This window comes from Paenibacillus silagei (assembly GCF_017874735.1).
Taxonomy (GTDB): Bacteria; Bacillota; Bacilli; order Paenibacillales; family Paenibacillaceae; genus Paenibacillus_AQ; species Paenibacillus_AQ silagei.
Genome location: NZ_JAGGLV010000012.1, coordinates 1 through 22,605, shown reverse-complemented (window position 1 = coordinate 22,605; position 22,605 = coordinate 1). Strand labels below are relative to the sequence as shown.

The 22,605-nt window shown below is 53.2% G+C and carries 28 protein-coding genes; 25 read left to right on the top strand and 3 right to left on the bottom strand.

Features of this window, described 5'->3' with window-relative positions; all coding sequences use genetic code 11:
* The first annotated feature begins 108 nt into the window (after positions 1-108).
* The 3 genes from J2Z70_RS18130 to J2Z70_RS18120 all read left to right on the top strand — a co-directional run bounded on the left by J2Z70_RS18130 (position 109) and on the right by J2Z70_RS18120 (position 2,136).
* Complete coding sequence (locus tag J2Z70_RS18130; RefSeq protein ID WP_209875604.1) at positions 109-795, top strand: NAD(P)H-dependent oxidoreductase; 687 nt, start codon at positions 109-111, stop codon at positions 793-795.
* A 238-nt stretch (positions 796-1,033) separates the two neighbouring features.
* On the top strand, positions 1,034-1,450 hold the full coding sequence (locus tag J2Z70_RS18125) for a CidA/LrgA family protein (RefSeq protein WP_245368333.1): 417 nt from the start codon (positions 1,034-1,036) through the stop codon (positions 1,448-1,450).
* Positions 1,447-2,136, top strand: coding sequence for an LrgB family protein (locus tag J2Z70_RS18120; protein ID WP_209875602.1), 690 nt, complete (start codon positions 1,447-1,449; stop codon positions 2,134-2,136). Before J2Z70_RS18125 ends, J2Z70_RS18120 begins: the two co-directional genes overlap by 4 nt.
* 18 nt (positions 2,137-2,154) lie before the next feature.
* On the opposite strand, the gene arfA is transcribed toward J2Z70_RS18120, so the two are convergent.
* Entirely contained in the window at positions 2,155-3,663 is a 1,509-nt protein-coding gene (arfA, locus tag J2Z70_RS18115) for an arabinosylfuranosidase ArfA (RefSeq protein WP_036729752.1), read from the bottom strand.
* A gap of 149 nt (positions 3,664-3,812) precedes the next feature.
* On the opposite strand from arfA, the gene J2Z70_RS18110 reads away from it, so the two are divergent.
* From J2Z70_RS18110 to J2Z70_RS18080, 7 genes are all read left to right on the top strand, one after another.
* Entirely contained in the window at positions 3,813-4,715 is a 903-nt protein-coding gene (locus J2Z70_RS18110) for an ArsR/SmtB family transcription factor (RefSeq protein ID WP_036729749.1), read from the top strand.
* A gap of 148 nt (positions 4,716-4,863) precedes the next feature.
* Positions 4,864-5,052 (top strand): hypothetical protein, encoded by a 189-nt coding sequence (locus J2Z70_RS18105; RefSeq protein WP_209875600.1) that lies wholly within the window; start codon positions 4,864-4,866, stop codon positions 5,050-5,052.
* 218 nt (positions 5,053-5,270) lie between these two features.
* Positions 5,271-5,858, top strand: a complete 588-nt coding sequence (locus tag J2Z70_RS18100) for a putative ABC transporter permease (protein WP_209875598.1) — start codon at positions 5,271-5,273, stop codon at positions 5,856-5,858.
* A gap of 389 nt (positions 5,859-6,247) precedes the next feature.
* Positions 6,248-6,535: a DUF4362 domain-containing protein gene (locus J2Z70_RS33895; RefSeq protein WP_209875596.1), complete on the top strand. Its 288-nt coding sequence runs from the start codon at positions 6,248-6,250 to the stop codon at positions 6,533-6,535.
* 54 nt (positions 6,536-6,589) lie between these two features.
* Complete coding sequence (locus J2Z70_RS18090; RefSeq protein ID WP_036729740.1) at positions 6,590-7,066, top strand: NUDIX domain-containing protein; 477 nt, start codon at positions 6,590-6,592, stop codon at positions 7,064-7,066.
* 34 nt (positions 7,067-7,100) lie between these two features.
* The gene (locus J2Z70_RS18085) at positions 7,101-7,490 is read left to right on the top strand and encodes a ribosomal maturation YjgA family protein (RefSeq protein ID WP_245368332.1); all 390 of its coding nucleotides are present in this window, start codon (positions 7,101-7,103) and stop codon (positions 7,488-7,490) included.
* A 120-nt stretch (positions 7,491-7,610) separates the two neighbouring features.
* Positions 7,611-8,402, top strand: coding sequence for a lipid II flippase Amj family protein (locus J2Z70_RS18080; protein ID WP_209875594.1), 792 nt, complete (start codon positions 7,611-7,613; stop codon positions 8,400-8,402).
* Between the two features lie 23 nt (positions 8,403-8,425).
* Here J2Z70_RS18080 and J2Z70_RS18075 read toward each other — a convergent pair whose 3' ends face one another.
* The gene (locus tag J2Z70_RS18075) at positions 8,426-9,250 is read right to left on the bottom strand and encodes a cell envelope integrity TolA family protein (protein WP_209875592.1); all 825 of its coding nucleotides are present in this window, start codon (positions 9,248-9,250) and stop codon (positions 8,426-8,428) included.
* A gap of 298 nt (positions 9,251-9,548) precedes the next feature.
* On the opposite strand from J2Z70_RS18075, the gene J2Z70_RS18070 reads away from it, so the two are divergent.
* From J2Z70_RS18070 to lepB, 9 genes are read left to right on the top strand one after another with little or no spacing between them, the layout of a single operon-like run.
* The gene (locus tag J2Z70_RS18070) at positions 9,549-10,550 is read left to right on the top strand and encodes a beta-ketoacyl-ACP synthase III (protein WP_209875589.1); all 1,002 of its coding nucleotides are present in this window, start codon (positions 9,549-9,551) and stop codon (positions 10,548-10,550) included.
* Entirely contained in the window at positions 10,540-11,757 is a 1,218-nt protein-coding gene (locus J2Z70_RS18065; protein ID WP_209875587.1) for an ATP-grasp domain-containing protein, read from the top strand. Before J2Z70_RS18070 ends, J2Z70_RS18065 begins: the two co-directional genes overlap by 11 nt.
* Positions 11,754-12,746, top strand: coding sequence for an NAD-dependent epimerase/dehydratase family protein (locus J2Z70_RS18060; RefSeq protein WP_209875585.1), 993 nt, complete (start codon positions 11,754-11,756; stop codon positions 12,744-12,746). Before J2Z70_RS18065 ends, J2Z70_RS18060 begins: the two co-directional genes overlap by 4 nt.
* Positions 12,743-13,597, top strand: a complete 855-nt coding sequence (locus tag J2Z70_RS18055; RefSeq protein WP_209875583.1) for an MBL fold metallo-hydrolase — start codon at positions 12,743-12,745, stop codon at positions 13,595-13,597. The genes J2Z70_RS18060 and J2Z70_RS18055 overlap by 4 nt, the downstream gene beginning before the upstream one ends.
* Positions 13,594-14,910 carry a F390 synthetase-related protein gene (locus J2Z70_RS18050; RefSeq protein WP_209875581.1) on the top strand — a complete coding sequence of 439 codons (1,317 nt, stop codon included), beginning with the start codon at positions 13,594-13,596 and terminating at the stop codon, positions 14,908-14,910. Before J2Z70_RS18055 ends, J2Z70_RS18050 begins: the two co-directional genes overlap by 4 nt.
* Entirely contained in the window at positions 14,907-16,052 is a 1,146-nt protein-coding gene (locus J2Z70_RS18045; RefSeq protein WP_209875579.1) for a GNAT family N-acetyltransferase, read from the top strand. Before J2Z70_RS18050 ends, J2Z70_RS18045 begins: the two co-directional genes overlap by 4 nt.
* Positions 16,053-16,099: 47 nt before the next feature.
* Positions 16,100-16,972 carry an SDR family oxidoreductase gene (locus J2Z70_RS18040; protein ID WP_209875577.1) on the top strand — a complete coding sequence of 291 codons (873 nt, stop codon included), beginning with the start codon at positions 16,100-16,102 and terminating at the stop codon, positions 16,970-16,972.
* Between the two features lie 33 nt (positions 16,973-17,005).
* A complete protein-coding gene (locus J2Z70_RS18035) occupies positions 17,006-17,407 on the top strand; it encodes a DUF4265 domain-containing protein (RefSeq protein WP_209875576.1) in 402 nt (133 codons plus the stop codon).
* A gap of 25 nt (positions 17,408-17,432) precedes the next feature.
* Positions 17,433-17,930, top strand: coding sequence for a signal peptidase I (lepB, locus tag J2Z70_RS18030; protein ID WP_209875574.1), 498 nt, complete (start codon positions 17,433-17,435; stop codon positions 17,928-17,930).
* On the opposite strand, the gene J2Z70_RS18025 is transcribed toward lepB, so the two are convergent.
* Positions 17,927-18,226: a Dabb family protein gene (locus J2Z70_RS18025; protein WP_209875572.1), complete on the bottom strand. Its 300-nt coding sequence runs from the start codon at positions 18,224-18,226 to the stop codon at positions 17,927-17,929. The two genes, lepB and J2Z70_RS18025, sit on opposite strands and share 4 nt — an antisense overlap.
* A gap of 81 nt (positions 18,227-18,307) precedes the next feature.
* Here J2Z70_RS18025 and J2Z70_RS18020 point away from each other — a divergent pair, with 81 nt between their 5' ends.
* From J2Z70_RS18020 to J2Z70_RS18000, 6 genes are all read left to right on the top strand, one after another.
* Positions 18,308-18,766, top strand: coding sequence for a hypothetical protein (locus tag J2Z70_RS18020; protein ID WP_209875570.1), 459 nt, complete (start codon positions 18,308-18,310; stop codon positions 18,764-18,766).
* A gap of 154 nt (positions 18,767-18,920) precedes the next feature.
* On the top strand, positions 18,921-19,955 hold the full coding sequence (locus tag J2Z70_RS18015; protein ID WP_209875568.1) for an HD-GYP domain-containing protein: 1,035 nt from the start codon (positions 18,921-18,923) through the stop codon (positions 19,953-19,955).
* Positions 19,956-20,194: 239 nt separating this feature from the next.
* Positions 20,195-20,935 carry a GTP pyrophosphokinase gene (locus J2Z70_RS18010; RefSeq protein WP_036729701.1) on the top strand — a complete coding sequence of 247 codons (741 nt, stop codon included), beginning with the start codon at positions 20,195-20,197 and terminating at the stop codon, positions 20,933-20,935.
* A 22-nt stretch (positions 20,936-20,957) separates the two neighbouring features.
* Positions 20,958-21,089 carry a hypothetical protein gene (locus J2Z70_RS33690; protein WP_281068225.1) on the top strand — a complete coding sequence of 44 codons (132 nt, stop codon included), beginning with the start codon at positions 20,958-20,960 and terminating at the stop codon, positions 21,087-21,089.
* Between the two features lie 20 nt (positions 21,090-21,109).
* Positions 21,110-21,817 carry an HAD family hydrolase gene (locus J2Z70_RS18005; RefSeq protein WP_209875566.1) on the top strand — a complete coding sequence of 236 codons (708 nt, stop codon included), beginning with the start codon at positions 21,110-21,112 and terminating at the stop codon, positions 21,815-21,817.
* A gap of 19 nt (positions 21,818-21,836) precedes the next feature.
* The gene (locus J2Z70_RS18000) at positions 21,837-22,388 is read left to right on the top strand and encodes a YfiT family bacillithiol transferase (RefSeq protein WP_245368331.1); all 552 of its coding nucleotides are present in this window, start codon (positions 21,837-21,839) and stop codon (positions 22,386-22,388) included.
* Positions 22,389-22,605 lie beyond the last annotated feature (217 nt).

Sequence of the window (22,605 nt, the reverse complement as noted above, 5' to 3'; positions counted from 1 at the left end):
AAAAATGTGCGTACTTCTAAATATGTTGTATATCCATTACTATAGGCATGGGAACAGGAAAACGTCAATTCCTTATCATGAACGGTACACAGAAAGGGAGTATGGAGGATGGAGAACACAAGCACAGCAACTCAAATGACGAAAGAGCAGATTTTGGCAGCCTATGAGTACAGACATGCGACCAAGGAATTCGACAGCAGCAGAAAGATCAGCGGGGAGGATTTCGGCTTCATTCTGGAGACGGGACGTCTGTCACCGAGTTCGTTTGGCTTCGAGCCCTGGAAGTTTGTAGTTGTCCAGAACCCGGAGCTCCGGCAGAAGCTGCTGCCATACGCCTGGGGCGCGCAGAAGCAGCTTCCGACCGCAAGTCATTTCGTGCTTATTCTGGCCAGACAGCCGCGTGATCTGGCAGCTGACTCAGAATATATTCAGAGTATGATGTCGGAGGTACAGAAGCTGCCCGTTGAGATTGCAGAGGGCAAGCAGCGGGTCTACGGCGCATTCCTGAAAAACGATTTCGGCCTGGCTGGCAATGAGCGGGCGATCTTCGAGTGGGGCGCGCGTCAGACCTATCTGCCCCTTGGCAATATGATGACCGCAGCTGCGCTGATCGGCATCGATTCCTGTCCGATTGAAGGCTTCGATAAGCAGAAAATGGAGCAGCTTCTGGCCGACGAGGGGATTATGGACCCTGAACATTTCGGGCTGGCCTGCATGGTAGCCTTCGGCTACCGGAGCGGTGAGCCGCGTGTGAAGACCCGGCAGAACGCTTCGCAGGTGGTAGAGTGGGTCTAAGGGCGATAAGGCCTGCGAGCCGGAGGCTGTTATGAGGATGACAAAGAAACGGATGCTGCCCTGAGGGGTTGCATCCGTTTCTTTTTTTTGAAATATTAGATCAATAATGAAAGTACATAGAAGAGTCGAAAACTTATTGAAAATTTGCTGAAAATTCTGCTACTCTTAGGAGGTCAACTTGCTGCCGGTAAGCAGCTGCTTAAGATCGTCATTTCAAGATTGAAGGGATTCCTGCATTATGAAAATCATCCGCATTATCGCCGAGGTCTGCTTGCTGTATGTGTTCTTCCTGGCCGGAGGCTATCTGCAAGAGCTGCTGCATTTGCCGATTCCAGGCAGTATCGTGGGACTGTTGCTGCTCTTCGTGCTGCTTTTGCTAAAGATTGTACCCGTGAAGCTGATCGAGAACGGCTCGTCCTTTATACTGGCGTATCTGCCCATGTTCTTCATCCCGGCCACCGCAGGCATCATGAACCATCTGGATATCTTTAGCGGAAGAGGCTTGCTCCTGATCGGCATTCTCGTCATCAGCAGTGTGCTGACCATGGTTGTTACAGCACATTCCAGCCAGTGGATTGCCGCCCGCAGCGTCAAACGCTTAACACGCCGGACGTACCGTGCCCGTAATGTCCAAGGGAAGGGGAAGGAAGCATGAGAATTCTGCTGGCTGCCAGCTTCGTGCTGATGAACGTCGTGATCTATCTGGTCATGTCCATACTGTACAGACGTTACCGTCTTCCTGTCCTCCTGCCCGCGCTGACCGCAACGTTCACGGTTGTTGTGCTGCTCATGGGCTTCCATATCTCTTATGAGACTTATATGATCGGCGGCGACTGGATTAACCGCCTGCTGGGACCAGCGGTAGTATCGCTGGCTTATCCCTTATACAAACAGCGGCATGTACTGTGGAAGAATCTCCCTGCCATTCTCGGCGGAACGGTCACCGGACTTATGGTCGGAATGTTCAGCGGGCTGCTGATGGCAGCCGGACTCGGCTTCTCCAAGCTGTATGTGCTGTCCATTCTGCCCAAGTCGATTACCACCGCTGTAGCGATCCAGATCTCCAGCAATCTCGGCGGAGATTCATCGCTGACCTCCGTATTCGTGATGGTTGCCGGTTTCACGGGAGCGATTGGCGGCCCCTATATTATCAAGCTGTTCAGAATCCGCAGCGAGTCGGGAATCGGCATTGGCCTGGGCACAGCTTCCCATGCCCTCGGCACAGCCAAGGCACTGGAATACGGCGAAGAGTCGGTGTCCATGAGCTCTGTAGCCATGACTGTGTGCGCGATTGTCGGCTCCATCGCCGGACCGCTAGTCGCCTGGATCATGTACCATTAAGCTTGCAGCATTCAGTAATCAGCCGTTCACACGCAGCCGGATTACGTTCCAGGAAGCAGCCGGAAGCATTGCGCTCACCCGGCCGCCGTCTGCGGCTGCTGTTCCCCGGTTGTGCGGAAGCACATTCGACGGATTGGAGCGGGTATTGGCCGCCTGAAGATCCTCATGCTCAAGAACCGTGTGCTGAATAACCTCTACAGCGCCGAAGCTCCGCAGATCAACCGCCAGCTCCATGCCTTCGCTCAGATGGCGGTTCACTGCAAACACAGTAACCTCGTTCAGCTCCTCATTATATACACTGACCGCTTCCAGATATGGAACGTCGGTGAAATCCTTGGAATCATATTTGGAACTTGTAATCAGCGGGTGCAGCACCGTTCCCCGGCCGTAGATGGAGGCATGCATGTAAGGATAATAAGTGGTCTGCAGCCAGAGCGGTCCGCCATCCTCCGTCATAATCGGTGCAATGACATTAATGAGCTGGGCGATACAGGCCATCTTGACCCGGTCTGCATGCTTAAGCAGACTGATCAGGCAGCAGCCCACCACCAGCGCATCCTCCAGGGTATAGACATCCTCGAATTCAGGCGGTGCAATCTGCCAGTGCTGCTCGGCACGGCTAGAGCCCTGCGATTTCCATACATTCCATTCATCGAGGGACAGGTAAATCTTTTTCTTGCTTTTCTTCTTAGCCTTGATATAATCACATACTGCTGCTACGCTGTCGATGAACTGATCCATATCAAGCGATTGGGCCAGGAAATTCGCTGTATCCCCATCATTGTTATTGTAGTAAGTGTGCAGCGACAGGAAATCGACATTATCATAGGTGAGATCCAGAACTGTAGCTTCCCATTCGGCAAAAGTGCTCATGTTGCTGCCCGAGCTGCCGCAGGCGACAAGCTCCAGAGAAGGATCCACCCAGCGCATCGCTTTGGCGGTCTCATTGGCGAGTCTTCCGTATTCGACTGCAGTCTTGGCTCCGATCTGCCATGGACCGTCCATTTCATTGCCCAGACACCAGGTGCGGAATTTGTGCGGATCCTTGTAGCCATGGGAGATCCGCAGGTCACTCCAGTAAGAGCCGGAGGGATGGTTGCAGTACTCGACCAGATTCCTTGCAGCGTCGATTCCGCGTGTGCCCAGGTTCACTGCCATCATCACTTCAGAACCGGCCAGCTTGGCCCAATCGGCGAATTCATTCGTGCCTACCTGGTTAGTCTCTGTCACCCACCAGGCAAGTTCAAGAGAGCGCTTCCGTTCCGCCTTGGGTCCTACACCGTCTTCCCAGTTATAACCGGATACGAAGTTGCCTCCCGGATAACGGATGATCGGTACGCGTAGTGCCTTGATAGCCTGGAGGGCATCGCCGCGGAACCCGTTCTCGTCAGCGGTAGGATGTCCCGGCTCATAGATTCCGCCATAGACGGCCCGGCCCAGATGTTCAATGAAGGAACCGTACAGCCTTGGATCTACCTCGGCCAGCTTGAAGTCTTTGTCGACAATCATCTTGGATTGAATGCTCATAGTTAGAAGCTCCTTTGTGTTAGATTAATGAAATAGCTAATCGTTCAAGCCCGTTTATGATTACATGATACGAATTACGGGGTATACTAAGCAATAACTAATTTCAGGATTAACTTAATAACTAATTCAAAGAGCGCGGAGGGCCACCGATGTATTTAACCACAGATTCTGAATCGTTGAAGGTCTATGAAGCACTTGCCAGTGAAGTGCGGCTGCGGATCATCGATCTGCTTAGCAGCGAGGAGATGCATATTAAGGAGATTGCAGCCAGGCTGTATCTCAGCAGTGCCATTGTCAGCTCGCATGTAGCGAAGCTGCAGAAGGCCGGCATTGTCAGCTCCCAGATGAAGCGGATCGACGGGGGGACTTATAAATTCTGCTCACTTTCCGCGAATTTCTTGCAGATTAAATTATCCGGGGCCAAAGGCATCGCCCGCAAAGTAGTGGAGGTCTCTGTCCCTGTGGGCCATTACACCGACCTTGCAGCTTCACCGACCTGCGGCATTGCCACAACCGAGAAGCTGATCGGGTATTATGACGACCCGCGTTATTTCCTGGACCCGCAGCGGGTGGATGCCGGCATTCTCTGGTTCGCCAAAGGATACGTGGAATATAAGGTTCCGAATTATCTGTTCATGGATCAGACGGTCCAGGAGATTGAGATTTCCATGGAGATCGGCTCGGAGGCACCGAGTGTGAACGAGAAGTGGCCTTCGGATATCTCTTTTATGATGAATGGCATTTCGCTTGGCAAATGGACCAGCCCCGGTGACTTCGGCGTAATGAGAGGCCGGCTGACCCCAGCCTGGTGGAAATCGGATGTGAACCAGTACGGGCTGCTCAAGGTGCTCAGAATTAATGCAGGGGGAACTTATATAGACGGCCAGCAGATATCGGCAGTTACCATTGATCAGGTGGGCTGGCAGCAGGACCAGTGGAGCTTCAGGTTCACGGCAGAAGACACCACCCGAAGGCGGGGCGGCTTAACGTTATTCGGGCGCGGCTTCGGGAATTACGAGCAGGACATTGTGTTTCGTGTGTATTACGAATAAGAAGGACCAGTCTGCCGAATGGCAAGTGAATGGATAAGACAAGGGAAAAGCAGCTTTGTTCAGACGGGATGTTTGCAAAAGGGGTTCGCGGGTAACTATAACTAAGTAATCCAAATCGCGCACAACTTGCATACAAGGAGGAATTCACATGTCGGATCAATCCCAAAATGAAGCAGACATCCGCAACAAGGAGAATAAAGACGGGGATTCACTCGCAGAACGCAAAAAGATGGAGAACGGTGTGGATATTGAACCTGAAGCCGATGATTGGGAAGCCAAACCGGCCGAAACCGCCCATCCTGACCCGCTTCCTAAGAATTCGGGTGTAGGGGATTAAGGTATAAGGCATATGCACATAGCAGACTGTTCCTACTAGGGGCAGTCTTTTTTCTGATATAGGGATTATGATTTCACCGGACGCAGGCCGACGGAGTTAATAAGGAGTCTGGAATGTATGCGAAAAACCGCCAGATATTCCCGTCATAGCATCCGGTTCCTGGAGGCATACTAGCTCCAATTGGAAAATTAATGGGAGCGGAGGCGGGAAGAACTACGATGACACCTTTACTTTTACAGAATAGTTACAGTGTAGTGGCTGCGGCAAGTCCCTATCTGTTCTATTTCACTGTCTACTCGTTCCTGGGATGGGTCCTTGAAGGCAGTTATAACCTTTACAGCACCGGGACCTTTCGCAAAGAAGGCTTCCTCAAAGGGCCATTAAAGCCCATGTACGGCTGCGCCCCCTTGCTGCTGCTGGCAGCACATGAAAATAGGCTTCCCTTTCCGTTATTCCTGCTGCTTGCGCTGATCGTCCCTTCGGCGGTTGAGTTTATCAGCGGCTGGCTGCTTAAGGGAATCTTTCGTAGACAGTGGTGGGATTATTCTGAGATGCCGTTTCAGCTGCATGGGCATATCTGCCTGAAATTCTCGCTGTATTGGTGGGGACTGTCAGTGGCTTGCATCTTCGGCTTGCAACCGCTGGTACACTTCCTGTATCTGCATATGGAGCGGGTATGGATGCCCATACTTCCCATCGCCCTGCTGGTATTCACGGCGGATCTGCTGTGGACCTTCCGCACCCGTCGCCGGGGGCTGCAACTGCTGGATCATCTGTTGGAGCCACCAGAGCTTGGGGAAGGTTGAGTAGTTAGTGACGAATGCGAACATAAAAAATGCAAAGAACCCAAAGACATCTCCGCCTTATGGCTGGAGATGTTTTTGGGTTCTATAACCTTTTAGTTCAACAAAAAAATTTATTCACTTGAACCACAATTGTAAGTCAGACAAGGAATATCATACAACCATGTCAAATATAGTGCTAACCCAGTTTATTCATAAACCATGGAGCGGGAGGGCACATGAACAACTTTTTTAGCAAATACAGCCGAGCTATTATAATTCTTGAAACGCTACTTATTGCGGTACTTTCACTATTGCTGATACGGGAATTCAACAAGCCAGTCTCTCTGGTCAGGGACCAGCGGAACTTAATTACGCATTTTGATCAGCTGGATTTGGACAGAATTACAGAAATGATACATAGATTTAAGGAAGGTAAGGGAGATAACCTCACCATGCTTCAGTGGGGTGTTGACAGCGGGCCGTATATTCATGATTTCTACAACGATGGCAGGGTACTGCACTGGACGGTGGACAATAGCCGAGACTGGGCAGGCGACGGCGGGAAGATCGAATATGTATGCAGAGCGATCCGGCTTGCTGAGACCGAGGAATTCTATAAGGTAGAGCTGACGGATTGTGAGAATCAGCCGGGTGATTTCGTGGTTCATCCGGTTTCTTTCCGCAAGGATGAGCTATAAACTGGAATTAAGAATGATATAGGGACCAATTGAAATATAGTGGGGGGATGCTTCATGTCAATGTCTGAGTATTACCGGGAGCTGCGCGGGAAGGCCGGCAACGGGCTGTTAATGATGCCGTCTGTAGCGGCTGTAGTAAGAGATGAACAGGATCGGATTCTGCTGATCCGCAAAAAGGATGAGACCTTATGGGGCCTGCCAGCCGGAGCCGTTGAACCTGGAGAGACCCCGTCCAGGGCGCTGCGTAGAGAGGTGTTCGAAGAGACCGGCTTAATGGTTACGCCTGAACAGATTATCGGCGTATTCGGCGGTGAGAAATTCAGATATGAATATAGCAACGGGGATCAGGTAGAGTACACGGTTATTGTATTTGAATGTGTCATTGTTAAAGGCCAGCTCAGGAGCCTGGACGGGGAGGCGGAAGAGCTGAGATTCTTCAAGGAAGATGAACTGCCCGGGCTAACAATCCCTTATCCCCCGAAGCTGTTCATGCGGGATGCAGCTGCGCCCAGGAAGGTTATATTTGATTGAAGGTTGTATTTGATTGATGAAGGAGTAGTTACGATTGCTGATTTTGAATTTACAATCCAGAATGATCTACTGCGGTGCAGTACTGCTAGCCACCCTGCTGGGTCTTGCGACCAGGGCATACGGGAACCAGTTGCCGCACTTTGTCAGCGAACACTTTGGGGATGCGATCTGGGCAGGTATGATTTACCTTGCCTCCCGGGTGCTGCTGATCCGGCATCCGCTATGGATGTCGCTTGTCCTTAGCCTGTGCTTCAGCTTCGGAATTGAGTTCAGCCAGCTCTATCAGGCAGAGTGGATTCTGCATGTGCGTGCTACAACCCTTGGCAGCTTGATTCTCGGCCACGGCTTCCTCTGGATTGATCTGGTCCGGTATACAGCCGGAATTCTGTTCTGCTGGACGTTAGACCAAATCTTACAAAATTGATTCTGGATTATATAGGAAGAAGAATATATATTAAGTGAGGCGATCCGGTCTGTAATAATCTGGAACAAGAATGCCGGTCATCTGCCGAATGCTGCCTGATTTGGAGATGAGTAACTGTAAATGACGAACAGCTTATTGGTAGTATGTCTGTTGACTCTGATTATTCATACGGCGGAGACCTTGTCGTATTCGGTGCGTTTTGCCGGAGTGAAGCTGAACAAGATCGCCATCGCCTTATCCCTGACCGGAATTATCGTGCTGGTCTCCAGAACCGCAAATATGGTACAAGGCCCCTTAACGGCGAAGTTCGTAGATTATGCCAAAGCTGACGACAGCTTCCCGCTGCTCAACTATCTGCGGATTATTATGCTGGCTTCTTCACTGGGGACATTGATCGCGATCGCGTTGTTTCCGACCTTCGTAGGACTGTTCGCAAGAGTGATCTCCAAGCTGGAGATCGAAGGATCTATCCCTAAGCTGCTGACGAGTGTAACGGTCAGCCAGCTCAAGAATACGCGCAAATATATCCGCAGACCGAAGGTCAGGCTGAGCAGCTTCCGTTATCTTGGAATTCCCAAGCGCTTCATCGTGATGAATGTCTTCGTGACGGCCTTCTACACCGTAGGTGTGTTATCCTCGATGTATGCGGCCAAGCTGTTGCCAGCGTTCAGCACCACTGCTTCCCAGGCATCCGGCCTGATTAACGGGATAGCAACGATCCTGCTGACGGTGTTCATCGATCCGCAGCTGGGAATCATCACCCATAAGGCAACGGAGAATGTGGAATACCGTGACCAGCTCGGGAAGATCTATGTACTCTTGATGGGCTCGCGCTTCCTGGGATCTCTGCTGGGGCAAGCCCTGCTTGTACCGGGAGCCTTCATTATCACCTGGCTGGTGAAGCTGCTCTGACCCTCATGAATATGCTGCTTCGGCTACTTCGGCAGCTTAAGCTCTGCGGCACGGAGCGCCGTGCTGATCTGTTGTTCCCAACCGTACAACTGTCCGGTCATAGTACGGATCTCCTCCATCCGGTTATAAGACAGCTTCATTGCAGCCGCAGCCTGGGTGGCGTCCCCCGCTTGGACCGCGGCTTTGTAGCGCTTGTCGGCCTCGGTTCTCTCTGATTGGGCGGCTGAGAATAGCTTGTTCTGGGCTGCAATCTGCTTCTTGAGCAGGGTGATGGGGGCAAGGGCATCCTTAGCCGGCTTGTTCTTCGCGGCAGTTAACGCTTTGGCTTCTGCCAAGGCTGAGGTGGCCTTCTTCACTTCAGCCCGTGCTGCGGTAGCAGCAGCCTTAAGCTTATTGCGCTTCAGCTCAAGCACAGTGGCACTCTTCAGATTGCTTACCTTGCGGGCAGCGGTGATCTGTTTGCTGAGAGCAGTATACTGGTCCAGGAGCGGAGCATGCTTCTTCTGCACCGCTTCCGCGGCAGCCTTGAGCTTGGTGAGCTGGGCAGCATTAGTGGCTTGAAGCTGCTTGTTCACTGCGGCAAGTGCGGCGTTATTCTGCTTGCGCAATTCCTGATTCCGCTGGAGGTCAGACTTCAGCGATGCCTGTAGACCCGTATAGTCTGTATACAGATTATGAATCTCGTCCAGCGCAGCATCCCACCCGGAATCGGCGGAGACACCGGACATGGGAGATGTACAAAGTGACAGCAGTATCACCAGCACAAACAGCCTTCTTACAGCTCTTCCCGAGAAAGGTGTAACAACTTCCATCCCTCTCCAATTCGTAAAGCCCATGAATTTAAACATTGCGTTCAGCTCCTCTGATTGTTTATTTGGCAGTAAACACAAAGAAGCACCTCCAAGAAAGGCATGAACTGCCTGTCCTGCGAGGTGCTTCTCCCGCTTAATATGTGTTACCTGTGCATTTACTATAACCCCGTGAACCTGCGCCGTCAAGCATTTTTAAGAACGTTAGTTCGCGAAATGGGATATTTATCTTCTTTTTGTATATGACTCAACCGGAAAATCTAGTAGAATATATCTGTAGTTTACAATAATATATAAAGTTCGACATCTTGGTACTCACACGAATGGGAGATGCATTATGCAGCTTAGACATGTGAAAATAAAAGGAACAGGCAAATATTTGCCGGAGCGTGTAGTTAGTGATGCAGAGCTTGATCAGATCCTTGGCACAACACCGGGCTGGGTGAACAAAATCACCGGCGTCGGCACCCGCCATTATGTCAATACAGATGAAACAGCCTCCTTCATGGGCGCAAGAGCTGCTGAAGCGGCCCTCGCCGATGCAGGCCTCAGCTTCAGTGAGGTCGATTGTCTGGTGTGTACGAGCGGAACCAAGGAGCAGCCGCTGCCGAGTACCGCCGTGTTCATTCAGCAGGCCATGGGGCAGGCTGATTCCGGTGTGCCGGCTTTTGATATCGATGCGACTTGTCTCAGCTTTCTGGTGGGGCTTGATGTGATGTCCTACATGGTGGAAGCGGGCAGATATAAGAATGTGCTGCTGGTGGCCACTGAGATTGCATCGGTGGGGCTGAACTGGCAGGATAAGGAGAGCTCGGCCTTGTTCGGTGACGGAGCGGCAGCGGTGGTGATCGGGCCTGCGGAGACCGGTGATTCCTCGCGGATCCTCCATGCTTCGCTCAAAACCTACAGCAGTGGTGCGCGTTATTCGGAGATTGCCGGGGGCGGGACCAGACTGCATCCCCAGAATTATACAGCAGAGGATGCACTGCCTTATCTGTTCCATATGGATGGACAGGCTATATTCCGCAAAGCGTCCAAGCTGCTTCCGGATTTCATTGCAGACATGCTGAGCGCCACAGGCAATAAGATGGACGACTTCAGGCTGGTTATTCCCCATCAGGGCAGTGCAATGGCGATGCGTCTCCTGCGTAAAAAGCTGGGTATTGCCGAGGAACGCTTCCTCGACAATACCGCAGGCCATGGCAATACGATTGCAGCGTCCATCCCGATGGGGCTGCATGAAGCTATCCGTCAGGGCCGGATAACGCGCGGAGACCGGATCATGCTGATCGGCACAGCGGCAGGGCTGTCTCTGGGAGGCATGATTATTGATTACTGAGGCCCGGCATATTCTGATTACCGGCGGACGCGCCCCGGTGGCCCTGGAGCTGGCAAGGCTGTTCAAGGCGGCAGGCCACCGGGTATATGTGGCAGAAAGTGCTGAGTATCATCTGTGCCGGGTATCCTCTGCCGTCGAAGCCAGCTTCCGGGTGCCTGCCCCAAGGCATCAGCCGCAGGCTTATGTCCAGCGCCTGGCTGCGTTAACGGAAGAACTGGGCATTCACTGCCTGATTCCGACCTGTGAGGAGATTTTCTATGTCTCTGCAGGTCTTGAGTATCTAACGGGGTGCCGCGTACTTACGTCAGAACGAAGTATTCTGGCCGGGCTGCACCATAAAGGGGAGTTCATGATCCTGCTCCGTTCGCTCGGATTCAAGATCCCGGACACGGTGCTGATCAGCAGCGCAGAAGAGTGGCGGAGAGCCGTGATGCAGGCAGCGCAGGAGGGAGAGCAGCGGGTCTACAAACCTGCATATTCCCGCTTTGCCTCGAAGGTCATTCTCCCAGATAAAAGATCCGCTTCAACTGATCCGTATAGACGCGGTCCGGGGGAATCACAGCCTCCAGCCGGATTATCGGCTGAGGCTCCCTGGGTGTCCCAGGAGTACATTCAAGGCAGAGCGATTTGTACGTACAGTATAATTCACGAAGGCACAGTTGTGGCGCATGCTGCTTATGACAGCAGGTACAGGACGGGGCGCAGCGGGGCCAGCGTGTATTTTGAACCGTTGGAGCATCCTGCGGCTCTGGAATGGGTACAGCGGTTCGCCGCAGTAACCGGCTTCAGCGGCCAGATCGGATTCGATTTCATCGAACCGGAGAACGGGACGCTGTATCCAATTGAATGCAATCCGCGCGCTACAAGCGGGATTCATCTGTTCTCGCCGGAGGAAGGGTTGACGGAGGCGCTGCTGAATCCCGGTCTGCTCGTGCAGAGCGGAACAGTCATTGTCCCGCGTTCAGCCCGCACAGCCATGCTGACGCTGCCCATGCTGGGCTGCGGGCTGAAGCCGGGACCCGGGGGCTTCCGCAGCTGGAGGCAAGCACTGCTTGGAGCAGCAGATGTGGTCTACCGCAAGGAAGATCGCCGCCCTGCCCGCGAGCAGTTCCGCATAGTATACGCCGCCTGGAAGACAGCCAGGCGGCACCGTATCTCGATCACAGAGGCGTTAACTGAAGATATAGAATGGAATGGTGAGGCATGACCAAAGCGCTGGTAACAGGTGCAACCGGATTTCTTGGACGGCATACCGCCCGGAGGCTGGCCCGGATGGGCTGGGAGGTCTACGCGCAGGGACGCAACCCGGAGCAGGGAAAGCAGCTGGAGCAGGAAGGTGCAGTGTTCCTGGCCGGGGATCTGCGTGACCCGGAGACTGCCTATGGCTTTTGCCGGGGAATGGATGTGGTGTTCCATTGTGCAGCCTTGTCGTCACCCTGGGGGAAGTACAAGGAGTTCTATACATGCAATGTGGAGGCTACAAGCCATATAGTTGAGGGGTGCAAACGGCATGGCGTAGGAAGGCTGGTTCATATCTCCACGCCCAGTGTGTATTCCAGCCAGCGGCCCCGCTTCGGCATCCGGGAGAGTGATCCGCTTCCCGGCCGGCCTGCCAATGCCTATGCCGCAACAAAGCTGATTGCCGAGCAGGTAGTCCGGCAGGCAGCGAGAGAAGGGCTTACCTCCTTCATGCTCCGGCCCAGAGCCATATTCGGCCCACTGGACAACGCCCTGTTCCCCCGGCTGCTGGCAGCGAATGAGAGCAAGGGGGTGCCGCTGATGAATGGCGGAGCGGCCAGGCTTGATCTCACCTGCGTAGAAAATGTAGTCGATGCCATGCTGCTCTGCTGTGAAGCCCCGGTGTCTGCTTCCGGCAGCGTCTACAATATTACTAATGGTGAGCCGCTAAGGTTCGAAGAGCTGGTCACCCGGCTATTCTCACTGCTCGGGGTTCCGCTGCACACCCGGCGATTGCCCTACCCGGTAGCTTATACCGCAGCGGCCTTAATGGAAGGGATCTACAAGGTGCTGCCTATTCCGGGTGAGCCGCTGCTGACCCGTTATTCTGCAGCCGCACTCGGTATCTCCCAGACACTGGATATTACACAGGCCCGCGAGCAGCTGGGTTATCAACCGCGTATAACAACAGACGAGGGACTTCGTGCCTTTGCAGAATGGTGGAGGGAACAGCAATGATTACAGAAATTCCAGTTGAATTATCTATACTGTCTGCGGGCTATTGCCTGCATCCCGAGCGTCTGACGCTGCGTGGAGGCACATTGAAGCCGGTTGCCTTCCCGGCAGGTTACGCCCTGATCCGGCATCCGGAATACGGTCCCATCCTGTTCGATACAGGCTACAGCGCGCGTTTCTTTCAGGAGACAGCTAGTCTGCCAGCTTCTCTATACCGCAAGATTACTCCGGTTGTCTATAGAGAGGAAGAGAGTGCAGTGCGGCGGTTGCAGGCAGGTGGGATCTCGCCGGAGGAGGTGCGGTATGTGGTGCTGTCGCATTTTCATGCCGACCATATCGGCGGGGTACGGGATTTCCCGCAGGCACAGTATATTTATTTGCAGAAATCTTACGATGCCGTAAGCGGGCTGGGTCCGGTGCGGGCGACGAAGGCGGGATTCCTGCCCGGGCTGCTGCCGGATGACTTCATCCTCCGCTCCATTCCTGTGGATGAAGCCTCAGCGAAGCGTGCGTTGCCGCAAGGCCTTCCGTTCACGGACGCCTATGATCTGCTTGGAGACGGCAGCCTGCTGGCGGTTGAGCTGTCCGGCCATGCCGCCGGGATGATCGGCGTATTCGTCTCCACCGCCCAGCATGATTATTTGCTCTGTGCAGATACGGTCTGGTCAAGCCGCGCGTTTCGCGAGAACCGTAAGCCGCACCTGGCAGCAGGCTTGATCATGTCCAGCCGCACAGAATACCACCGCAATTTCGAGCGGCTGCGCCAGCTGCATGAACAATTTCCTAAGCTTCGGATTGTGCCCAGCCATTGCCGCGAGGCGCTTGCGCACTGGGGAACGGGAGGTGTGATATGAAGCGGCTCAGGCTGGTAATCACCCATTACATCCTCACCAAGTGGGGCAGACGCTGGAAGAACAGGGCAGCACTCGAGCAGTGGCAGGAGAAGCGTATCCGGCTTCATGTAGAGAAGGTGAGGCAGCGCTCGAAGTTCTACAGGGAGCTGTGGGCAGGTATTCCGTCCAAGGAATGGCGGAGTTTCCCGGTGATCGGGAAGCCGGAGATGATGGAGAATTTCGATCAGCTTAACACTGCGGGTATTACGAAGGAGCAGGCCTTTGCTGAGGCCTATGAAGCGGAGAACAGCAGGAACTTCAAGCCTACGCTGCAAGGCGTCACCGTCGGGTTATCCTCGGGAACCTCCGGCAACCGGGGGATTTTTCTCGTTGGCGAAGAAGAGCAGGCTGCCTGGACCGGCACGGTGCTGGCAAAGCTTTTGCCGGGTGGACTGTGGAAGCGGGCGAGCATTGCATTTTTTCTGCGGGCAAATAGTAATTTGTATGAATCTGTGAAGCAGGGAAGGCTGCAGTTCCGGTATTTCGATCTGCTGGAGCCGCTTCCCCGGCTCTTGACCCGTATGAAGGAGTACCAGCCGGATATCTGGATTGCACCGCCGTCCATGCTGCGTCTGCTGGCTGAGGCACAGCAATCGGGTGAGATGAATCTGCATCCCCGCCGGATCATTGCGGTTGCGGAAGTGCTTGACCCGCTCGACCGGCAGCAGATTGAGCAGACCTTCGGGCAGAAGGTGCATCAGGCTTATCAGTGTACCGAGGGCTTCCTCGGAGCTACCTGTCGTTACGGAACATTGCATCTCAACGAAGATATTGTACATATCGAAAAAGAAATACTGGATGAAAAATCACGCCGGTTCGTGCCTATCGTGACCGATTTCTCCAGAAGTGTGCAGCCCAGCGTCCGCTACCGGCTGAATGATATTCTGACCGAAGCGGCAGAGCCGTGTCCCTGCGGTTCACTGTTCACGGCCATTGAGCGGATCGAAGGACGCTGTGATGATATCCTGTATCTGCCCCATACGGCAGACGGCACGCACGTTACAGTATTCCCTGATTTCGTTACCCGGGCTGTGCTGGCGGCTTCCGCAGACATTGAGCATTACCGGGTCATTCAGCACAGCCTCACTGAGCTGGAAATCTCCTATTGTACACGAACCGGCACTGATCAAGGGACGGAGCAGCAGATTACTTCAGAACTGACGCGCTTGTTCGCCAGGCTGTCCTGCATCCCGCCGCAGCTGACTTTTACCGCCTACAGCTTCGTGCCCGGAACTGTGAAGCTGCGCCGGGTGGAGAGGGGCTGGAAGCCGTGAAGGACCGGGTAACGCAATATGACCGCGATTCTGTTGCCGGGTTGGACTGGCCGGATACGGAGTACGGGCGGTATGCCCGGGAGTATCTTACACCGCTGCTGGAGCGGGGAGCGCAACCTTTTATCGATAATGTGAGTACAACTGTTAAGGTGTTGACCATCGATGGGCTGCCGGTTCCGATTACCGTCAACGAAGCAGACTATGACAATTCGTATGTATGCTCACCCTATACCCACTATGTCAGCTATGCGCGTGAGGAGCTGGCGCTGCTCAATAACCGGCTTCTAGAGGGCCTATTGTCGCTAATGCTCTCAGGCATGGGCTGGATGCTGCGACAAGCACGGTTCAACCGGGTGGTTCAGGTGAATAACTGGCTGCTGTCCACCAATCTGTATCCTGCCTTAAATGCGGAACAGCTGACGGCGATACTGGATTACCTCCGGCAGACTTATCCGGGTTATACCTTAATGTATCGTTCGCTTAGCCGGGATACTTCGGGAGAACACATTGTCAAATTGCAAGGATATGGCTGCAAGCTGGTTCCAAGCCGTCAGATCTACCTGCTGCATCCGAATACCTCCGGCTCGAAGGCCAGGTGGCTGGTCAAACGCGACAGGAATCTGCTGGCGAAGCACGGCTATACTGAGGTGGGCCCGGAGGAGATTACACGGGAGGACATTCCCCGGATCGTGGAGCTGTACAGACTGCTGTATATCGATAAATATTCGACCTATAATCCGCAGTTCACCGAAGCCTATATTGCCCTGGCGCTGGAGCGGCGCACCTTGCAAATCTACGGTCTGCGCAAGGAGGGAAGGCTGGATGCAGTGCTGGGCTTCTATGAGCGGGAGGGCGCGATGACTGCGCCATTGTTCGGTTATGACACGAGTCTGCCTCAGTCTTTAGGACTCTACCGTATGCTGTCCGCCGTCCTGATCGGGCTTGCGGGCAGCAGAGAACTATTACTGCACGAAAGCTCGGGCGTCGGGCAGTTCAAGCGCAACCGGGGAGCGGCCGGAGCCACCGAATATTCGGCGGTGTATGACCGGGGCACCTCACTGCTCAACCGCTGCGGTTGGTCCTTCCTGGAGCTGCTGCTCCGGCGGATCGGCATGCCGCTTATTCAGAGGCTGAAGCTGTAGGCGGATTCATAACCTGTTAACTTGAGAAAAATGAAAGGAGGTGCCCAATGAACTCTAATTCAAGCCAGCCCCAAGGAGTTGATCCGGTTGCGCTGATTACAGGGACCTCCAGCGGATTCGGCCTGCTGACCGCAATTACGCTGGCCCGCAGAGGGTACCGGGTCATTGCCACCATGCGGGATCTTGGCCGCAGCAAGGAGCTTGTTCAGCAGGCTGAACAGGCGGGGGTACGGGAGCGCATTCATCTGCTGGCACTGGATGTCACGGACGAAGCTTCGATTGCATCTGCTATTCAGGAGAGTCTTGAGCTTGCCGGCAGAATGGATGTGCTGGTGAACAATGCTGGCTTCGCCGTAGGCGGATTCGTGGAGGAGGTCAGCATGGAGGAATGGCGGCGGCAGCTGGAGACCAACTTTTTCGGACTGGTTGCCGTAACGAAGGCGGTGCTTCCCCACATGCGGGTCCAGCGCAGCGGCCTGATCATTAACGTGAGCAGTGTCAGCGGCCTGAGCGGATTCCAGGGCTATGGTCCGTATGCCGCCTCGAAGTTTGCAGTGGAAGGGTTCAGCGAGAGTCTGCGCCAGGAGATGCTCTCTTTTGGCGTCCGCGTTGTACTGGTTGAACCGGGCTCCTTCCGCACCCCCATCTGGGACAAAGGGATTACGGGGATGCACAGAAGTGAAGGCTCCCCGTATCACACCAGGCTTGAAGAGGTGCTGCGGTACTCCCGGCGGGCGTCCGAGACGGCTCCCGATCCGCAGGAGGTGGCTGATCTGATTGGAAGGATCACTGCCTTACGTGCGCCGAAGCTACGCTATCCTGTAGGCCGGGGCTCGCGGGTGCTGATGATCGGCAAGGCCCTGCTTCCCTGGAAGGTGCTCGAGGGCATCATTTCGAGGTCACTTCGGGCGATGAAATGATAGCATGACAGAACAGAATTGAGGTGGAGGCTTTTGCCGGGAACGGTTGGATTACATATATGCTTTGATGAGCAAGGCCGGGAGATTGAGGTGCTGGATGTGAACCGGGTCGACAAGGATATCTACCGGATTGAGGAGACGCCGATTTTTAACCCGGGGATTGCGCTTGGCGATATTATCCGAGTGAGTGAGCGTGAGGGGATCGCTTATTACGTTGAGACGGTGGAGAAGTCCGGACTTGTCCGGTATGCCTGGCTGCTCAGCAAAGAGGCGGCGGCTTCCGGCGAGATCCGCAGCTTCACGGAGCGGGTTACAGAGCATGGGGGCAGATGGGAGCAGATCTTCGGCGGCTTGCTGGTGATTTATCTGCCGAAGCACTCTCTAGTAGACGCGGAGCTGGAAATGTCACAGATTATTGAGCATTTTGAAGGCTAATTATACGAATCTGAGGTGAAGGAAGTTGAAAAAATTCTTGAAGCAGTGGGTGCCGAGTATTGCCATTGGCATTATTCTATCCCTATTTATCCGTACCTACGTAGCAGAAGCAATGCGTGTACCTACCGGCTCGATGATTCCGACGATAGCGATTAACGACCGGCTTGTGGTAGACAAAATGCTCTGGAATACCTCGCTGAAGCATGGTGATATCGTGGTGTTCCATCCGCCGGTCGCTGAAGATGCGCATAAAAGATATGTAAAACGGCTGATCGGACTGCCGGGCGATGTGATTGAGATCAAGGAAGGCACCCTGTATCGTAACCATGAGGCTGTCGATGAGCCATACCTGCAGGAAAGGATGACCTATACCTTCGGGCCGGTCACCGTTCCCGCAGACCAGTATTTTTTCTTGGGCGACAACCGTAACGTCAGCTATGATGCTCACTTATGGGAGACTCCGTTCGTAGACAAGGATGCGCTGATCGGAAAAGTACTGTTCGATGTGAACCAGTTGTTCTAAATCGGGTAGTCGACCACCACAACATTCTCCAGAATTCCGTCCAGCATGGACACGAACTTCTGATGGGCCGGATGCGGCCCGTATGCACGCAGGGCTTCCTGATTCTCAAAGGTCACGCGGAGCCCCAGCGTATAGCCGTGGACATTCTCCTGCTCCTCGGTTACATTAACGCCTGCTGTAAGGTCAATGATGCCGGGGATTTGCTTTTTCAGCGCCAGCAGTGCTTGTAACAGGGCTTGCTCCTGGCCTTTATCGAATTGCTCATTGAAGCGGAAGACGACGAGATGCTCATACATAATGGAATGATCCTCCTTGGACAAAGTGTTGGACTGCATTAGCGATTATACTACAAATTAGCCGGATGGAGGTTGAATACGTTGACCGGAGATTCCCTAGCCATAACCGACCGAATCAAAGCGCCTAACCCTGTTAGAGTCTTAATAGGTGTGCTGATTCCCATAATTATTCTGGCACTGCCCCCTAACCTCGACCCGGATAGGCATTTCTATTTATACTACATCAGACTGGTTTGGATTGGACTTAGCATTGCGGCCTGCCTTTTCATTCTCATCAACGCGTTGCGTAAGGAAGGTCAGCTTCAGTGGGGGACAGATTCGCTTATTATTCGCAAAAAGCGCATCTCCGCGCAAGGGATTAAGGCCATTTACATAGATGGTCCGATAGTAGGAATATTGCCTGCAGGCAAATGGATTGCCCCGGTTAATCTCTGCTTCAGGTTCACAGAAGACACTGTAGCGGTAAGGAAGAGACTAATGTACTGGGCAGAAGAGAACGAAATTAGGATAAAATACAAGAGATTTGTCAGATGGCTCTGAACAGAATATGGAAAGGCGTCTAAAGACAGGGATTCTATAGAACTAGATTGCTTAGAGTTTGTGACTTTCACCGGATTGTTACTTTACCGTCTGTTGACTATGATCAAGTGGAGCATAACGGAATATTTCTATCATACAAAAGGGGTGCTGGTACTTGAAAGTACATGTCACGGATCTGAAGCACGGTGATTGTCTCATGGCAGACACTTTCAATGGTGTAGGGCTGCACGTTCTCCCCAAGGGGACTCGTGTGGAACGGGAAGAGATTAGTATCCTGATCCGGCACAAAATTGATTATGTCGATATCGAGCCGCGCAGCGGGCTGAATATGGACGCTGAACTGGAGCCCAGCCACGGGCTGCACGATGATTTTGATCTCGCTATTTTGAATTATGAAGCGATTTTTCTGGAAGCCTTGACGAAGGGCAGCTTCTCGCAGTCGGCAGTCGATGATACGCTGAAGCCGCTGCTGGAGACGCTGGAAGGGCAAAAGGATGTTGTCTCCCTGCTGCTCCTGCTGGACCGGGATGACATCGATACATATCACCACTCATTACAGGTGGGCTTATTATCCTATTACATTGCTGCGTGGATGGGTTACTCCAAGGAGGAGCGTTACCAGATCAGCCGCGCGGGCTATCTGCATGATATCGGCAAAAGCCAGGTGCCCCTGTCAATCCTGAACAAGCAGGGTCTGCTGACGGATTCCGAGAAGGATGAGCTGGCACGCCACACCTTCTATGGCTATGATCTGATCCGCGGCTCCCAGATGGACGAGGTTACCGCGCTAGTAGCTCTACAGCATCATGAGTACGAGGATGGCTCAGGCTATCCGAATCAGCTGCTCAAAAAAGAGATTCATCCGTACGCCCAGATTGTTTCGGTAGCCAACATCTATATGTCGCTCACCACTTCTACTGCAAACCGTCCCAAGCAGGGGCTGGTTACGGTGCTGCGCAAGGTGCATGAGATGGGCTTCGGCAAGCTGAATGAGACGGTGGTGCAGGCATTGACCGGGCATTTACTGCCGAGCTTCGTGGGCAAGAATGTGCAGCTCAGCAACGGAGAAGTGGGCATGATCGTCATGAACAACCCGCTGGACCTCTTTAAGCCGCTGGTAAAAGTAGGCGAGGGCTTCCGGGATTTGTCGCGTGAACGCAGCCTGTCCATCGATGAAGTGGTGAACTGAATAACCAGATGAAGAGGCGCTGTCAACAGCGCCCGCTTCTAAAGAACGGCCAGACTGTCCTTTTGGACGGTTTGGCTTTTTTTCGTAGGCTGAGAGAAGAAAGGAGGACAGACCTGAGGGTCCCGGTGACCGGAGGAAGGTTTGTGTTCACGTCATAGATTGGCTATGATTAATGAGAGATGGAAGAGTTGTATGGAGATTATAGTCATTCTGTACAGCAGCATAAAGGAGAAATGAAGATGCATACCGACAACCAGTTAGAGAAATTCAAGCAGCTCAAATATGAGCTTACCCGCTTTATGATGATTTACAAGTTCGCACTTGCCGAGATGGAGACCAAGATTGATATCCTCAAAGAGGAATTCCAGCTGCTTCACGACTATAGCCCGATTGAGCATACCAAGTCCCGGATCAAATCCCCGGAGAGCATTATGAAGAAAATGCTGCGCAAGAACAGTGAACTGTCCCTCCCGCAGATCAGATCCAGTATTAAGGATATCGCCGGACTGCGGATCACCTGTTCATTTATTTCGGATATTTATCAGGTTAGCGCTATGCTGCAGAAGCAGGACGATCTCAAGGTGCTTGAGGTTAAGGATTACATTAAAAACCCGAAGCCCAACGGTTATCAGAGTCTGCATCTGCTTATCGAGGTTCCTGTATTCATGTCGGACTGTCAGGAGCATGTCTGTGTTGAGGTACAGATCCGCACGATTGCTATGGATTTCTGGGCCAGTCTGGAGCATAAAATCTTCTATAAATATAGCCAGGCGGTTCCCGAGCATCTGACCCGTGAACTTAAGAATGCGGCTGACAAGGCGTACGAGCTCGATCTGCAGATGGAGCGGCTGCACCGTGAAATTAAGGAAATCAAGGATTCGCAGGAGGACGAAGATCCATTCTCCGAGTTGCGGGATATGATTCTTAACAATCAACAGTTCAGTCTGCCGGATAACTTTGTTAAGCTGTTGAAGGAATAGATGATGGTTTCACAAGAAAGACATGTACATACAGGAGCTGGCCAAGTGGCCCTTCCCCAAATACAGCTTCGGCTGGGGGGAAGGGCGGCTATGGCGAGTGACAGTCTACTGGAATTCACCGGTATTGTTCGTGACGGCAAGATTCAATTGCTGATCAGATAAGGAGACGGGCCCATGCAGTCATTCAAAGTGATTAGCCTGGATATGTTCCAGACCTTGGTGAATATTGAGAGCAGGCGGGCAGAGGTCTGGAGGCCGATTCTCCAGCAGAAGTTCAGTGAAGCAAGGGCACTGCAGCTCGGCAAGCAATTGCTGAGCCGTTATTATGCCGCAGCCTGCGAAGCCCGGGAGGCGGGTACTTTTATCAGCAGCAGAGAGATTTATTACAGAGGGTTTCAGAGCGTATTCCAGGAGTCCGGCTTGGATTACGATTGCGGGCAGGCAGTGGATAACCTCGTTGCCCAGCACCGGCTGTCTGAAATGTACGCTGACACCGAGGCGTTCTTACAGCGCATATGCCGGGATTATCAGGTATGTATTGTAAGTGATACGGATGATCTTATGCTTCCTGAGTTCTACTGGAATTATCCAATCTCACTGTTCACTTCGCAGACGTATCAGTCGTATAAGAATGACACGCATAACCGTATGTTTACTGAGGTGATAATCCATTATGATGTGGAGCCGGAGCAAATTATCCATATTGGAGATTCTGCGTCAGATATTCTTGGAGCAGCCAGAGCCGGAATCAAGTCCTGCTGGCTCAACCGGAACGGACAGCCCTGGGAGCTGGAAGTGAAGCCGGATGTTACGGCGGGAACACTGGAAGAGGCCTATGCGCTGTTGTCACCCGAAAATGGTATGATATCCAAACAACAATAACAAAGGAGCTGTGAGCGAAATGAACGACAATGTGGAAGAGCAGGAGCTGGAGTTGTTAAAATACCCGCTTGGAAGATTCGCCGCTAAGGGGAACCGGACAGCAGAAGTGCGGGCAGCATCGGTTGCGGTCTTTAGGCAGTTGGCAGAGGAGCTACGGGCAGCAGTAGAACCGCTAACGGCGGAACAGCAGCATACCCCTTACCGGCCGGGCGGCTGGACTGTGGTTCAGGTCGTGCATCATCTCGCCGATACGGGCATGTATGCATACCTCCGCTTCAAGCGGGGTCTGACGGAGGAAGCACCGCAGGTTCCAAGCTACAGACAGGATCTGTGGGCGGAGCTGAGCGATTCTTCCAACGAACCGGTGGAATCCTCACTCCAGCTCATCGGACTGCTTAACCGCAGATTCGCGAACTTACTGGAATCCTTGCAGCCTGAGGACTATAACCGGACCTTTGTAAGCGGTGGTCTCGGTGAGATGACACTAGATACCGCAGTGGAGAGGTACATCTGGCACAGCCGCCATCATATCGCGCAGATTACAGCTTTGATCCAGCGAAGCGGCTGGTAAAGGACAACTTTGGTTTACCATGAACAGACGGAGAGGGTGTTTACCCGCCGTCTTTTTATTTTGTCCGGGACCTGAAAAGGGTGTGGAGGCCCGGCGAGTATACGTGGAGTCTGGAGTGTATACGAAAAACAGGCATGACAAGACAGAGGCCTTGTCACCCCCAGGAATGAAAATAAGTGGGTGGCATCCGTCGCATCCATTCTAAATGAGGCTGGAG

Coding starts and splice junctions, on each gene's coding strand:
- arfA (WP_036729752.1), bottom strand. CDS start 3,663: ATGAGCATTCAATCCAAGATGATTGTCGACAAAGACTTCAAGCTGGCC.
- J2Z70_RS18060 (WP_209875585.1), top strand. CDS start 11,754: ATGACCAAAGCGCTGGTAACAGGTGCAACCGGATTTCTTGGACGGCAT.
- J2Z70_RS18125 (WP_245368333.1), top strand. CDS start 1,034: ATGAAAATCATCCGCATTATCGCCGAGGTCTGCTTGCTGTATGTGTTC.
- J2Z70_RS33690 (WP_281068225.1), top strand. CDS start 20,958: ATGTACATACAGGAGCTGGCCAAGTGGCCCTTCCCCAAATACAGCTTC.
- J2Z70_RS18040 (WP_209875577.1), top strand. CDS start 16,100: ATGAACTCTAATTCAAGCCAGCCCCAAGGAGTTGATCCGGTTGCGCTG.
- J2Z70_RS18120 (WP_209875602.1), top strand. CDS start 1,447: ATGAGAATTCTGCTGGCTGCCAGCTTCGTGCTGATGAACGTCGTGATC.
- J2Z70_RS18050 (WP_209875581.1), top strand. CDS start 13,594: ATGAAGCGGCTCAGGCTGGTAATCACCCATTACATCCTCACCAAGTGG.
- J2Z70_RS18010 (WP_036729701.1), top strand. CDS start 20,195: ATGCATACCGACAACCAGTTAGAGAAATTCAAGCAGCTCAAATATGAG.
- J2Z70_RS18070 (WP_209875589.1), top strand. CDS start 9,549: ATGCAGCTTAGACATGTGAAAATAAAAGGAACAGGCAAATATTTGCCG.
- J2Z70_RS18000 (WP_245368331.1), top strand. CDS start 21,837: ATGAACGACAATGTGGAAGAGCAGGAGCTGGAGTTGTTAAAATACCCG.
- J2Z70_RS18110 (WP_036729749.1), top strand. CDS start 3,813: ATGTATTTAACCACAGATTCTGAATCGTTGAAGGTCTATGAAGCACTT.
- J2Z70_RS18130 (WP_209875604.1), top strand. CDS start 109: ATGGAGAACACAAGCACAGCAACTCAAATGACGAAAGAGCAGATTTTG.
- J2Z70_RS18080 (WP_209875594.1), top strand. CDS start 7,611: ATGACGAACAGCTTATTGGTAGTATGTCTGTTGACTCTGATTATTCAT.
- J2Z70_RS18090 (WP_036729740.1), top strand. CDS start 6,590: ATGTCAATGTCTGAGTATTACCGGGAGCTGCGCGGGAAGGCCGGCAAC.
- J2Z70_RS18075 (WP_209875592.1), bottom strand. CDS start 9,250: ATGTTTAAATTCATGGGCTTTACGAATTGGAGAGGGATGGAAGTTGTT.
- J2Z70_RS18105 (WP_209875600.1), top strand. CDS start 4,864: ATGTCGGATCAATCCCAAAATGAAGCAGACATCCGCAACAAGGAGAAT.
- J2Z70_RS18005 (WP_209875566.1), top strand. CDS start 21,110: ATGCAGTCATTCAAAGTGATTAGCCTGGATATGTTCCAGACCTTGGTG.
- J2Z70_RS18055 (WP_209875583.1), top strand. CDS start 12,743: ATGATTACAGAAATTCCAGTTGAATTATCTATACTGTCTGCGGGCTAT.
- J2Z70_RS18100 (WP_209875598.1), top strand. CDS start 5,271: ATGACACCTTTACTTTTACAGAATAGTTACAGTGTAGTGGCTGCGGCA.
- J2Z70_RS18025 (WP_209875572.1), bottom strand. CDS start 18,226: ATGTATGAGCATCTCGTCGTCTTCCGCTTCAATGAGCAATTCGATAAA.
- J2Z70_RS33895 (WP_209875596.1), top strand. CDS start 6,248: ATGATACATAGATTTAAGGAAGGTAAGGGAGATAACCTCACCATGCTT.